Origin of the sequence: Planotetraspora sp. GP83 (assembly GCF_041262585.1) — a bacterium.
Lineage (GTDB): Bacteria > Actinomycetota > Actinomycetes > Streptosporangiales > Streptosporangiaceae > JAOEGB01.
On sequence record NZ_JBGCBZ010000015.1, the window covers coordinates 73,682 to 85,746 of the forward strand.

A 12,065-nucleotide genomic window follows, 5' to 3' on the forward strand; every position below is an offset into this window, starting at 1 on the left:
TTTCCCCGGGTATCGTTATGCCGCTTGACGCCACACGCGGCACGCGCGTGTAATTACAGACGTGTTGTTACGGCTCCCCGAGGGTGGGTACAGGGGAGACGTTTTATGGGGGGCTCCATTGTGGGCGGGCGAGCGACAGGGAGGTGTGCAATGACCGAATTGGTCGTGGCACAGGCGCTCGATGGTGAAGATCTTGGTTGGCAAGAGCGGGCATTGTGCGCTCAAACCGACCCGGAGGCGTTCTTTCCTGAGAAGGGCGGCTCCACCAGAGAAGCCAAGAAGGTGTGCCGTTCGTGTGAAGTGCGGGCGGAGTGTCTTGAGTACGCGCTCGAACATGATGAGCGGTTCGGCATCTGGGGTGGGCTGTCGGAACGGGAACGGCGCAGGATCAAGCGTCAGGCGGTTTGAGACCACGGGCGAGGGCCACGCGGAGGGCGCGTGGCCCCGCCTGACGGTTTCCGCTCGTGGGGGTCTACCAGCCGTGGCGGCGTTTGACCGGCACTGACCGGCACTGACCGGCACTGAACGGTGCTGAACGGCACTGATCGAGTCGAGGGCCCATGCGCTAACGGTTTGGCGCGGGTGTGATCGAGTGAGCCGGGCTTGCCGTATCGTGGTCCGCGCTCAGCCGTACGACCCCCCTAGGACTCGACTTGCACTCGGTCACCGCGATCGTCGTCGCCCATGACGGCGCCCGCTGGCTCAAGGAGACGCTGACGGCGGTTCTGCGTCAGACCCGTCCGCTTGACCGTGTCGTCGGCGTCGACAACGGCAGCCGCGACGGCAGCGGACAGCTGCTGACCGAGGCGTTCGGCCCCAGCAACGTGCTCAGCATGTCGAGGTCCACCGGGTTCGGCGAGGCCGTACACGAGGTGCTGCGGCGGCTGCCCCGCGCGCAGGTCCAGGAGCAGGGCCACGAGTGGATCTGGCTGCTCCACGACGACTGCGCTCCCGACGCGCAGGCGCTGCAGGCGTTGTTGTGGGCGGCCGACCAGGACCCGAAGGCCGCGATCCTCGGCCCGAAGCTTCGCGACTGGCTCGACCGGCGCGTGCTGCTGGAGATGGGCGTGACCGTCGGCAGGTCGGGCCGGCGGGACACGGGCCTCGAACCGAGGGAGTACGACCAGGGCCAGCACGACGACATCCGTGACGTCCTGTCGGTCTCGACCGCCGGCATGCTGATCCGCCGCGAGGTCTGGGAGGCGCTTTCGGGCCTCGACCCGGAGCTGCCGCTGTTCCGCGACGACCTCGACCTGTGCTGGCGGGCACGCGCGGCCGGGCACCGGGTCCTCAACGTGCCCGACGCGGTGGCGTGGCACGCGGAGGCGTCGGCCCGCCGCCGGAGGCGGATCTCCGCGAGCAACGAGCATCCCCGCAGGCTGGACCGGCGCAACGGCCTGCTCGTCATCATGGCGAACCTGCCGTTCTGGGCGCTGCTGCGCTCCATCGCCCGCAACATCTCCGGCTCGCTGGTCAGGACCGTGCTGTTCCTCCTGGCCAAGCAGCCCGCGAACGCCCTCGACGAGGTCGCCGCCCTCAGCTCGATCCTCGCCCATCCACGCCGCCTGGGGCGCTTCCGCAAGGCCCGCAAGCAGGGCAGGAAACAGGGGTACGCCGCGGTCGAGCGCCTGCTCACCCCGCCGGGGGCGGCGTTCCGGCGGCTGGCCGACATGGTGCAGAGCTTCATCGCCGGGGAGGGGCCCGTCGACTCCGCGGGCCGCCACCACGCCGCGGCGGGGGAGCCCTCCCAGGAGGACGGCGACGAGCTGCTCACCGACTCCGGTGGGTTCCAGTGGGTGTTCGGCAACCCCGGCGTGGCGCTGTGCCTCATCCTCATCGCCATCACCGTGGCGGCGGAGCGGTCGCTGCTGTTCGGCGGCCTGCTCGGGGGCGGCGCGCTGGCGCCGGTCACCGGAGGTGCGTCCGACCTCTGGCGGCTCTACACCGAGAACCACCACACCGCCGGGCTGGGGTCGGACACGTGGGCCCCGCCGTACGTCGCGGTGCTGGCCGCCCTGTCCACGGTCTTCTTCGGCAAGACCTGGCTGGCCGTCTCGGTGCTGCTGCTCGGGTGTGTGCCGCTCGCCGGCCTCTCGGCGTACGCCGCGACCAAGAGGATGATCGCCTACACCCCGGCGAGGGTCTGGCTGGCCGCGACCTACGCGCTGCTGCCGGTCGCGACGGGAGTGATCGCGAGCGGCCGCCTCGGGACGGCGATCGTCTTCGTCCTGCTCCCGGTCTACGCGGCCCTCGCCACGAGGGTCGTCGCGGGATCACGCCGCGCCGCCTGGGGGTTCGGCCTGCTCCTCGCGGTCGGTACGGCTTTCGCCCCGCTGGTCTACGTGCTCGTGGCCATTCTGGGCGGGCTCGCCGCGGTGTCGTTCGGCGGCGTACGGCGGGGCGTGGGCCTGTCGCTCGCCATCGGCCTCGGAACCCCGCTGGTCCTGCTGTTCCCCTGGCTGGCCGAGATGGTGCGGGATCCGGGCCGCATCGTGCTGGAGGCGGGGCTGCGCGACGCCACGCTGGCCGATCCCCGGCTGGGGGCCGATTCGCTCCTCATGCTGAGCCCCGGTGGCCCCGGTGTGCCGCCGGTATGGGTGACCGCCGGCCTGGTCGCCGTCGCGCTGGCCGCGCTGCTGCTGCGCCGTCACCAGATGGTCGTGGCGATCGGGTGGGGGGCCATGCTCTTCGGTGTGCTGGTGGCCACCGTGGTCAGCCGCCTGAACGTGGGCGACGTCCCGGCGTGGCCCGGTGTGCCGTTGGCGCTGGCCGCGACCGGCCTGCTTGTGGCGGCCGCGCATCCGGCCCACCGGATCGCGGAGTTCCGCGCCGCCGGAGGCCTCCGCCGCGCGGGCGCCCTCCTGATCGTCGCGGTCGCCTTCGCGACGCCGCTGGCGGCGGCGTCGATGTGGATCAAATCGGGAGCGGAAGACCCGCTGCGGCGCGGCGTGCGCGACCCGATGCCCGTGCTGGCCGCGGTCGGATCCGCCAAGGGGCAGAGCACGCTCCTGATGCGTCCCAAGGAGGGACGCCTCGCCTACACCCTCCTGAGCGGCAGGGCGCCGCTCATCGGCGAGTCGGAACTGCGGCCTCCGGAGCGCGCGCGCCTGGGGCTGGAGAGCGCCGTGGCCGGGCTCGCCTCCGGCAGGGGCGGCACGTATGCCGCGACGCTGGCGTCCTACGGCGTCCAGTTCGTCACCGTGCCCGGACCCGTCGACCCCGCGTTGCAGCGGGCGCTCGACTCCGATCCCGCTCTCGTGCGGGTCAGCCTGTCGCAGACCACCGGGCTGTGGCGGATGGCCGCGCCCGCTCCCGTCCCGCCGCCGGCGGGCGGACCGGCGGGCACGGACTCCCGGCACAGGATCTGGCTGTGGGCCCAGGCGGTCCTCGTCGGCCTCGTGCTGATCCTGGCCTCTCCGGGGGCCCGTACGGATGACCTGGACGAGCAGTACGCCGACGCCCCGGCCGAGGAGTCCCGGGGGCGCCGCCGGGCTCGGGGAGACCGGGTGCCGGCGTGAAAGGCCTGATCGAGAACCGCTTCGGCCTGCTCGCCCTCGTCCTGGTCGCGCTCGCCGCGCTGTACGGCGTGGCCTACGCGAGCCGTCCCGCACCGGTGGTGCACAAGCCGCCCCAGGCCGTGCGGGCTCCCGTCGGCTCCGTCACGACCGTGTGCCCGGCCCCCGGCGGCAGCCGGGTGAGCGTGGTCACCCCGCCCGGCGCCCAGGCGCCCGGCGCCGCCACCGTCGCCGAGATCCAGCCCCCCACCGCCACGCCGGAGGCGCAGCCCACTGGCAAGCCCGAGGGTGGTGCCGACGGGACCACCAAGCCAGGGACCACGGGCCAGCCAGGGACCACGGGCCAGCCAGGGACCACGGGCAAGCCGGTGGCGACGGTCCAGCGGCCCGGGGTCTTGTGGCAGCAGGAGATCGCTCCCGGCAGTGAGCCGCTCGCCATCGCCGCGACCGGTTCGATGGCCGCGGGACTGGAGACCGCGCAGACGGCCAGGGAGAAGTCGGGCAGCCAGCGCGGGCTTGCCGCCGTGCGCTGTGTCGAGCCGGGGGCGAACGCCTGGTTCGTCGGCCCGGGGCCGGCCGCGGCCGACGTGACGCTCTACGTCACGAACGTCGACGCGGCCCCCGCCGACGTCGAGATCATGATCTACTCCGGTGAGGGGCCCGTGCTCAGCGACCGGGGGAGCGGCCTTGTCCTCCAGCCCGGCCAGCACCGCGCGGTCAAACTCCGCGACCTCGCCCCGTCACCCCTCGTGATGGCGGTGGAGGTCAGCACCACAAGCGGCCGCGTGGCCGCCGCGGTGAAGGCGGTGCTCGGCGAGGGCAAGGGCGTCGACTGGCTGCCCATCGCCGCTGAGCCGGCCACCAGGGTGGTCGTCCCGGGAATCCCCGGCACTGCCGGTCTCCGCGAGCTCTACGTCACCGCCCCCGGCGAGCAGGACACCGTGGTCCAGGTGAAGGCCGTGCTCAAGGACGGGTCCTACGCGCTCAAGAACAAGGAGTCCGTCGACGTCCCGGCCGGGTCGACGGCCACGCTCGACATGTCCACGGGCATCGGGGGACAGCCCGCCGCGCTCGTGCTGTCCGCAGACGTGCCGATCGTCGCGGGCTTGAAGATCACGGGCACCGGCACGAGCCAGGACGTCGCGTTCACCGCCGGAGTGCCGCCCATCGACCTCGGCAGCGTCGTGGCGGACGCCCGCGCGGCCCGTAAGCAGAGCTCCGGCCTCGTGCTGTCGGCGCCCTTCGCGGCGGCCACAGTCAAGATCCAGCTCCTGCCGAAGGAGGGGCCGATGCCCGCGCCGTTCGACGTCCAGATCCCCGCCGCCCGGACGAAGGAGATCACGCTGAAGGCGCCGCCGGGCAGCAAGGCCGGATTCAGCGTCGCGGTCCAGCCCCAGCCCGGGTCGGGCCCCGTCTACGGCGGGCGCGTCCTCACCGAGGCGACTCCCCAAGGGCTGTTCATCACCACGCAGCCCCTCGCCCTGGCACGCACCTGGGCCCTCGTCCCTCCCACGGTCGACTCTCCCAGCGCCGTACTCCCCTGAAGCCCGCCCCTTGCCGCGTGATCATGCACGTGTTCCCGCAGGCGTCGTCCTGCCTGGTGGTTTGTGGAGCGTGATCATGCATGGCGAGGGTGCGCCCGACGGGCAGACACCGCATGATCACAAACGGCACCGGCCCTGAGCAGACCGCGTACGGCGGAATCCATGCATGATCACGATCCGGGAAACCCACGTCCCCGGGCTTCCCGGGAAACTCTGCATGATCACGGCGACGGTGGGCGGGCTGGGGCTTTAGTGGCGGTCGTCGTATCCGGGGTCGATCGTTTCGGGGGTGAGGCCGAGAAGGCTGGCGACCTGCTCGACGACGACGTCGAAGACGAGCGTGCCGAGCTGGTCGCGGTCGCGCGCTCTGGCCTCGATGGGCCTCCGGTAGACGACGATGGCCGCGGGGTCGTCTCCGGCGGCTGAGTCCGCCCGGCCGAACGGAATCGGGTCGGACGCCAGCCGCGCCGGGCCGTCGATCAGCTCGCTCGCCGGAGGAACCTCCTCGACGGCGAACTCGACGGTCGCGAGCTGTGTGCCCCAGCGGGGCTTCAGCCGGTCCACGGCGTCGAGCACCAGGTCGTCGAAGCGCTCGCCACGGGACTTGGCGATCGGCACGTGCGCGGGCGCGAGGGGCCCACGCATGCCGCGGCCGTGCCGGTCACGCCGGCGCACGCGCCGTTTCGGGGCCGGCCTCTCGCCGGGCTCGCTCCGCTCGCTCACGGAGCCAGCTTAGAGCGCCGCACACGACCGCGGCGGAGCCGTACGGCGGTGCCCGCTTTTGTGGGTGATCTTGGCCTAACTTGGGAGATCGCCGGTTCCGGCTGAACCGTCCATTCCGAGTGGTTTTCACTCATCACGTGGGGTACTGACTGGGTTGTCCTGCAATCTCCTGCCGACTTCGGAACTTGCTGGATTGTGGCGACACGCTCGATAAGAGCGGCGGGGTGGTGGCAATGTGAACGCGGACCGGATACGGTCCCTCCGTGAGCCCCGTCCGCAGCTGTTCCCGTACCGCCTGCAGGCAGCCTGCCGTCTTCACACTCACGTATGTCTACGCCGACTCGACCGCCGTTCTCGGCCCCCTGGCGACGTACGTCGAACCACACTGTTACGACCTGTGCGCGGAACACGCGGAACGGCTCACGGCCCCTCGCGGGTGGGAGGTCGTGCGGCTCCCGTCGGAGCCCGGATCGCCCAGCGGAGACGATCTGGAGGCGCTCGCCAACGCGGTTCGCGAAGCCGCCCGTCCCGCTCCCAGCGCGGGCGAGCCCATCGGCCAGGCGGTCGAGGTCGGTCGCCGCGGCCATCTCCGGGTCCTCAAGTCGGCCCAGCCCAACAGGGAGCGCTGAGATCGCGCCTTGAGAACGCGCGTTGAGATCGCGCGCACAGCGTCGGCTCGGTCGTCGTGGGGACTGTCGGGCGCTATAGGCTCAGGTCCGTAGACAGACGACTCTTAGGGGCAGCGGTGGCCGACCTCACGAAGATCTTCAAAGCGTACGACGTGCGCGGCGTGGTGCCGGACGAGCTCGACGAGAACATAGCCCGAGCCGTCGGGGCGGCCTTCGTCGAGGTGACAGGCGCGGAGTCGGTGGTCGTGGCCCATGACATGCGCACCTCCTCCGGACCGCTGGCGGCCGCCTTCGCGCGCGGGGCGACCTCGCGTGGCGCCGACGTGGTGAGCGCCGGCCTCGGTTCGACCGACCTTCTCTACTACGCCAGCGGCAGCCTCGGCCTGCCCGGTGTCATGTTCACGGCCAGCCACAACCCCGCGCAGTACAACGGCATGAAGATGTGCCGCGCCGGCGCGGTCCCCGTGGGCACCGACACGGGTCTCACCGAGATCCGAGACCGCGCCTCCCAGCTTCTCGACGGCGCCGGGGAGGACACCGGCACCGCCGGCAAGGGCACGGTGACGGAGCAGAACCTTCTGAAGGGGTACGCCGAGCATCTGAAGACGCTGGTCGACCTTTCCGGCATCCGGCCGCTGAAGGTGGTCGTGGACGCCGGGAACGGCATGGGCGGCTACACCGTCCCCGAAGTGTTCCAGGGCCTGCCGATCGAGCTGACCTCGCTCTACTTCGAGCTCGACGGCAGCTTCCCCAACCACGAGGCGAACCCGATCGAGCCGGAGAACCTGCGCGACCTGCAGAAGGCGGTCGTCGACAGGGGCGCCGACATCGGCATCGCGTTCGACGGCGACGCCGACCGCTGCTGGGTGATCGACGAACGCGGTGAGTCGGTCTCACCGTCCACGATCACCGCGCTGGTCGCGGTGCGGGAGCTGGCCAAGCACCCGGGCGCGACGATCATCCACAACCTGATCACGTCGAAGGGTGTGCCCGAGATCGTCCGGGAGCACGGCGGCGTCCCGGTCCGCACCCGAGTGGGGCACTCGTACATCAAGGCCGAGATGGCCCGCACGGGAGCCGTCTTCGGAGGCGAGCACTCGGCTCACTACTACTTCCGCGACTTCTGGTTCGCCGACTCGGGCATGCTGGCGGCCCTGCACGTCCTCGCCGCGCTCGGCGAGCAGGACCGGCCGCTGTCGGAGGTCCTGTCGCAGTACACCCGGTACGCCGCGTCCGGGGAGATCAACAGCAGGGTGGGCGACCAGGCCGCCGCCCTGGAGCGCGTCCGGGAGACCTTCGCGGCCCGCGAGGGTGTTACCTTCGACGAGCTTGACGGCCTCACCGTGAGCGGTCCGGACTGGTGGTTCAACCTCCGCCCGTCCAACACCGAGCCGCTGCTGCGGCTCAACGCCGAGGCGGCCGACGAGGACAAGGTGGCCGCCGTGCGAGACGAAGTGCTCGCTCTCGTAAGGAGCTGACAGAGTTGAAGATCGACGACTGGCTGCTGGACATCCTGGCCTGCCCGGCGTGCAAGTCTCCGCTGCGTGTGGAGGCCGACACCGACGAGCTGGCCTGCACCTCGGAGGCGTGCGGGCTGGTCTATCCGGTCCGTGACGACATCCCGGTCCTTCTCGTCGACGAGGCGCGCAAGGCATGAGCGACGCCGGAGGGGCGCGCTTCGAGCCGGACAGGCTCGACGACCAGTCGTATCTGGCGGAGGGCGACCCCTCCGGGATGCTCCGGTCCGTGGCGTCCGCGGCTGCTCAGGTGCGCACCGCTTACCGGGCCGCCGTCGAGGCCGGGGTGGCGAGGATGGTCGCGAACGGCCGGCCCCGGGCCATCGTGGTGGCCGGGATGGGCGGCGCCGGCATCTCGGGCGACGTGCTCGACGCCGTCTGCGGGAACGGCACGCCCCTGCCGATCATCACGGTCCGTGGCTATCGGCTGCCCGGCTGGGTCGGCGCGGCCGATCTGGTCATGGTCGTCTCCCGCTCCGGCAACAGCGAGGAGACGCTCGCTCTGGCCGCGGAAGCCGTACGGCGCGGCAGCCCGACACTCGGGGTCGGCGCGGCCGACTCGCCTCTGGCGGCGCTGGTGGCACGGGGCGGCGGAACCTTCGTCCCGGTGTCGAGCGGGGCGAACCAGCCGAGGGCGGCGCTGTGGGAGCTGCTGGTCCCGCTCGTCGTCGCGGCCTCCGAGATGAACCTGGTGAAGGCCGGAGAGGACGTCTTCGAGGCGGTGGCCACGCGGCTGGAGGACATCTCTCACCGCTGCCGCCCGTCGAGCGAGTCGTTCATCAACCCTGGAAAGACGCTCGCGATGGAGCTGGCGGGGAGCATCCCACTCGTCTGGGGGACGTCTCCCATCGCCGCGGTCGCGGCGCACCGGCTGGCCTGCCAGCTCAACGAGAACGCCAAATATCCCGCCATCTGGGGAGAGATCCCGGAGGTGCACCACAACCAGGTCGCCACCCTGGACGGCCCGCTGGCCGGGCGGGACATCTTCGCGGACCCCTTCGCCGACGAGCCCGACGAGCCCGGCGGCCCCGGCGGTCCGGCCGCCCGGCTGCGGCTCGTCCTGCTGCGCGACGTCGAGGAGCATCCGCAGGTCGCCAAGCGCCGTGTCGTGTCCGTACGGCTGGCCGAGGACCGGGGCGTTCCCGTCTCGGAGGTCCTCGCCGAGGGCGGCCACCCGCTGGAGCGGCTCGCCACGCTGGTCGGCCTGGGCGACTACGCCAGCGTCTACCTGGCCCTCGGGTATGGCATCGATCCCACGGCGGTGTCCGCCATCGCGGAACTCAAGGCCCGAATTTCCCAATAGGATCGCTCTGGCCGATTACTGAGGAGTTTCGTGTGAGTGCGGGCGGCGGTACCAAGGCGATCATCGCGGCGTTGGGCGCCAATCTGGCGATCGCGGCCTCGAAATTCGTGGCGTTCCTCTTTACGGGGTCGTCGTCGATGCTCGCGGAGTCCGTCCACTCGGTCGCCGACTCCGGTAACCAGGCGCTGCTGCTTCTCGGCGGTAAGCGGGCTGAGAGGGGCCGCACGCGCAAGCACCCCTTCGGCTACGGGCGCGAGCGGTACTTCTACGCCTTCGTGGTGGCCGTTGTGCTGTTCACCATCGGTGCCCTCTTCTCGATCTACGAGGGCTGGCACAAGATCGCCGATCCGCATCCGGTTGAGTCGCCGCTGTGGGCCTTCATCGTCCTGATCTTCGCGATCGTGGCGGAGGGCTTCTCGTTCCGGACGGCCATCAAGGAGTCGCGGGAGATTAAGGGCGATCACTCGTGGGTGTCGTTCATCCGCAGGGCGAAGGCTCCCGAGTTGCCCGTCGTCCTGCTGGAGGACTTCGGCGCGCTGCTCGGCCTCGTCCTCGCCCTCTTCGGCGTGACGATGGCCGTGATCACTGGCAACGGGATCTGGGACGGCGTCGGCACGGTCATGATCGGTCTTCTGCTCGCCGTCATCGCGGTGATCCTGGCCGTGGAGACGAAGTCGCTGCTGATCGGTGAGAGCGCGACTCCCGAGGTCGAGAAGCAGATCTGCGCCGCCCTGGAGGACGCCGGCGTCGCCAAGGTCATCCACCTCCGCACGCTCCACCTGGGGCCGGAGGAGCTCCTGGTCGCGGCGAAGATCGCGGTGGATCACGACGAGACGGCGGCCGAGGTGGCCAAGGGCATCGACGAGGCCGAGCAGCGCATCCGCAAGGCGGTGCCCATCGCCCGTGTCATCTACCTGGAGCCCGATCTCTACCGAGCGGACGCCGGCACCGCCGCGTCCCACACGTGACTCACCGTCGGTCCTGAGCCGCGGGGGCGGCCGTTGAGCGCTGAGCCGCCGTCACGACGAGTTCGTACGGCTCGGCGCCCGGTATGGCCGGGAGCATGGCCAAGAGCCGGTTCTCGTCGTGACGGCGGAGTTCGTGAGGATCAGCCGGTGAGGGGATCGCGGTCGCCCGCCTGGACGAGCCCGGTCTCGTAGGCGTGGATCACCGCCTGAGTGCGATCCCTGAGGCCGAGTTTGGACAGCACCCGCGCGACGTGCGTCTTCACGGTGTGCTCGGTCACGACCAGCTCGGCCGCGATCTCGGCGTTGGACAGCCCTCGGGCGATCAGGCGGAGCACCTCGGACTCCCGTGGCGTCAGCAGGGTCTCCGCCTGGACGCGGCGGCGGCGGGTGAACTCGGCGATCAGGCGTCTCGTCATCTTGGGGGCGAGCAGGGCGTCCCCGCGGGCGACGATCCGCACGCTGTTCGCCAGCTCCTCCGCTCTGATGTCCTTGAGCAGGAAGCCGCTCGCCCCCGCGAGGAGCGCGTCATAGACGTACTCGTCCAGGTCGAAGGTCGTGATCATGATGGCCTTGGCGCCCAGCTCGGTGATGGTCCGGGCGGCCTCGATCCCGTTCAGCACCGGCATGCCATCCGCTGGAGTGTGTACAGGGAGAGCAGCCCCGACAGGAAGACCGGGATGGCCCAGAAGTCCGGGCGCGGCGCCACGGCCAGGAGGAGCACGGCCCCGAGGAGGGTCAGCCCGATCGTGAGCCATGGGTAGGCGTGGCGCATGACGTGCGGCGCGGTGGCCAGCAGGACGGCGATGGCGGCTCCGAGCCCTTCGTTGTCCGAGACCATGCCCAAGCCCGCGACAGAGGCCAGAGCCGCGCCGATGATGATGTCCAGGGGCGAGGAAAGAGCCCTGCGAAGATCGAACGACGAGAGACTCGCCTCCAGCTTCGTGAGTCGTGTTGTCTGATTCACGCCCGAGATTCTCCGATGCGGCAGTGTCCCGTGTCGTCACTCCCAGGAGCGATCAGCGGGCCGTACAACTGCGGGGCCGAGGTTGTGCCGGCCGTACGGCTGTGTGTAGTCGGGTGGGGGTGGTGCGGCTAGCGGGAGCGGAGGAGGCGCAGGGCCTTCTCCTTCTCGAAGTCCAGGGCTCTGCGCGGCGCCTGGATGCGGCCGATCCTGATCCCGAGGTCCCGTACGGCCTGCGCGACCACAGGCTCCGACAAGGCGCGCAACGCGAAGGCGAGCTCCGCCGGTGACACGTCGAAACGGCGCTCCAGCTCCATGGCCTGGCTGACGGCGGCCAGTTCCTCGGGGCCGAACCTGCGATGCGAACCCCGGTCCCGCACCGGGGGGAGCAGGCCGAGGGCCTCCCGGTAGCGCAGCATGCGGGGGGACATGCCGAGCCGCTTGGCCGCCTCCGTTATCCGCATCGGTGCCCCCTTCGGTTCTGGGCCGCAGCCGGGTCGTCCCGCCGCATCCGCTTCTCCGCCGCTTCTCCACCGCTTCTTCCGTCACGGTAGAGCCCGCCGTCCCGCGACCCAACCCGTCGTCGATCGCCTGGTGGACGCCCACGGTCGTCAGGAGGCACGACTGATGGTGCCGGTGTACCGGGCTGAGCTCTCCCCCTCCCGGCTCACCTCGAGTGTGGCCTCCCGGTCGCGGGGCCCGTCCGAGGCGATCGGACGTTGCCCGGTTTGAAGTCACGGTGGACCACGCCTGCCCGATGGATTGCGGCGAGCGCGGTGCAGGTCCCCACCGCGATCCGGTCGAGCGCGCCGTCCGTCCGCGGCCCGCGCGCACTGGGATCAAACCTAACATTTTCATGTCAGGTTCCTGCATCTGCGCGTGCGCCGGGCCGTACGGGGCGCCTA

11 protein-coding genes are annotated in these 12,065 nt (G+C 70.9%); 8 read left to right on the top strand and 3 right to left on the bottom strand.

Features of this window, described 5'->3' with window-relative positions:
• The first annotated feature begins 150 nt into the window (after nucleotides 1–150).
• The 3 genes from ABH927_RS21385 (at nucleotide 151) to ABH927_RS21395 (ending at nucleotide 5,059) form a co-directional block, all read left to right on the top strand.
• On the top strand, nucleotides 151–408 hold the full coding sequence (locus tag ABH927_RS21385; protein ID WP_370024027.1) for a WhiB family transcriptional regulator: 258 nt from the start codon (nucleotides 151–153) through the stop codon (nucleotides 406–408).
• 245 nt (nucleotides 409–653) lie between these two features.
• A complete protein-coding gene (locus ABH927_RS21390) occupies nucleotides 654–3,518 on the top strand; it encodes a glycosyltransferase (RefSeq protein ID WP_370024028.1) in 2,865 nt (954 codons plus the stop codon).
• Nucleotides 3,515–5,059, top strand: coding sequence for a DUF5719 family protein (locus ABH927_RS21395; RefSeq protein WP_370024029.1), 1,545 nt, complete (start codon nucleotides 3,515–3,517; stop codon nucleotides 5,057–5,059). The genes ABH927_RS21390 and ABH927_RS21395 overlap by 4 nt, the downstream gene beginning before the upstream one ends.
• 249 nt (nucleotides 5,060–5,308) lie before the next feature.
• On the opposite strand, the gene ABH927_RS21400 is transcribed toward ABH927_RS21395, so the two are convergent.
• Nucleotides 5,309–5,704, bottom strand: a complete 396-nt coding sequence (locus ABH927_RS21400) for a metallopeptidase family protein (RefSeq protein WP_370024125.1) — start codon at nucleotides 5,702–5,704, stop codon at nucleotides 5,309–5,311.
• A 341-nt stretch (nucleotides 5,705–6,045) separates the two neighbouring features.
• On the opposite strand from ABH927_RS21400, the gene ABH927_RS21405 reads away from it, so the two are divergent.
• The 5 genes from ABH927_RS21405 to ABH927_RS21425 all read left to right on the top strand — a co-directional run bounded on the left by ABH927_RS21405 (nucleotide 6,046) and on the right by ABH927_RS21425 (nucleotide 10,199).
• A complete protein-coding gene (locus ABH927_RS21405; protein WP_370024030.1) occupies nucleotides 6,046–6,411 on the top strand; it encodes a DUF3499 domain-containing protein in 366 nt (121 codons plus the stop codon).
• Nucleotides 6,412–6,527: 116 nt separating this feature from the next.
• Entirely contained in the window at nucleotides 6,528–7,889 is a 1,362-nt protein-coding gene (locus tag ABH927_RS21410; protein WP_370024031.1) for a phosphomannomutase/phosphoglucomutase, read from the top strand.
• Between the two features lie 5 nt (nucleotides 7,890–7,894).
• Nucleotides 7,895–8,068 carry a Trm112 family protein gene (locus ABH927_RS21415; protein ID WP_370024032.1) on the top strand — a complete coding sequence of 58 codons (174 nt, stop codon included), beginning with the start codon at nucleotides 7,895–7,897 and terminating at the stop codon, nucleotides 8,066–8,068.
• On the top strand, nucleotides 8,065–9,231 hold the full coding sequence (locus ABH927_RS21420) for an SIS domain-containing protein (RefSeq protein ID WP_370024033.1): 1,167 nt from the start codon (nucleotides 8,065–8,067) through the stop codon (nucleotides 9,229–9,231). The genes ABH927_RS21415 and ABH927_RS21420 overlap by 4 nt, the downstream gene beginning before the upstream one ends.
• 32 nt (nucleotides 9,232–9,263) lie before the next feature.
• Nucleotides 9,264–10,199 (top strand): cation diffusion facilitator family transporter, encoded by a 936-nt coding sequence (locus tag ABH927_RS21425; RefSeq protein WP_370024034.1) that lies wholly within the window; start codon nucleotides 9,264–9,266, stop codon nucleotides 10,197–10,199.
• A gap of 140 nt (nucleotides 10,200–10,339) precedes the next feature.
• Here the strand turns inward: ABH927_RS21425 and ABH927_RS21430 are convergent, their stop codons facing one another.
• Nucleotides 10,340–10,954 (bottom strand): LuxR C-terminal-related transcriptional regulator, encoded by a 615-nt coding sequence (locus tag ABH927_RS21430; RefSeq protein WP_370024035.1) that lies wholly within the window; start codon nucleotides 10,952–10,954, stop codon nucleotides 10,340–10,342.
• 337 nt (nucleotides 10,955–11,291) lie between these two features.
• A complete protein-coding gene (locus ABH927_RS21435) occupies nucleotides 11,292–11,624 on the bottom strand; it encodes a MerR family transcriptional regulator (protein ID WP_370024036.1) in 333 nt (110 codons plus the stop codon).
• Between the last annotated feature and the right edge of the window lie 441 nt (nucleotides 11,625–12,065).

Coding starts and splice junctions, on each gene's coding strand:
- ABH927_RS21385 (WP_370024027.1), top strand. CDS start 151: ATGACCGAATTGGTCGTGGCACAGGCGCTCGATGGTGAAGATCTTGGT.
- ABH927_RS21400 (WP_370024125.1), bottom strand. CDS start 5,704: ATGCGTGGGCCCCTCGCGCCCGCGCACGTGCCGATCGCCAAGTCCCGT.
- ABH927_RS21420 (WP_370024033.1), top strand. CDS start 8,065: ATGAGCGACGCCGGAGGGGCGCGCTTCGAGCCGGACAGGCTCGACGAC.
- ABH927_RS21430 (WP_370024035.1), bottom strand. CDS start 10,954: ATGGCTCACGATCGGGCTGACCCTCCTCGGGGCCGTGCTCCTCCTGGC.
- ABH927_RS21435 (WP_370024036.1), bottom strand. CDS start 11,624: ATGCGGATAACGGAGGCGGCCAAGCGGCTCGGCATGTCCCCCCGCATG.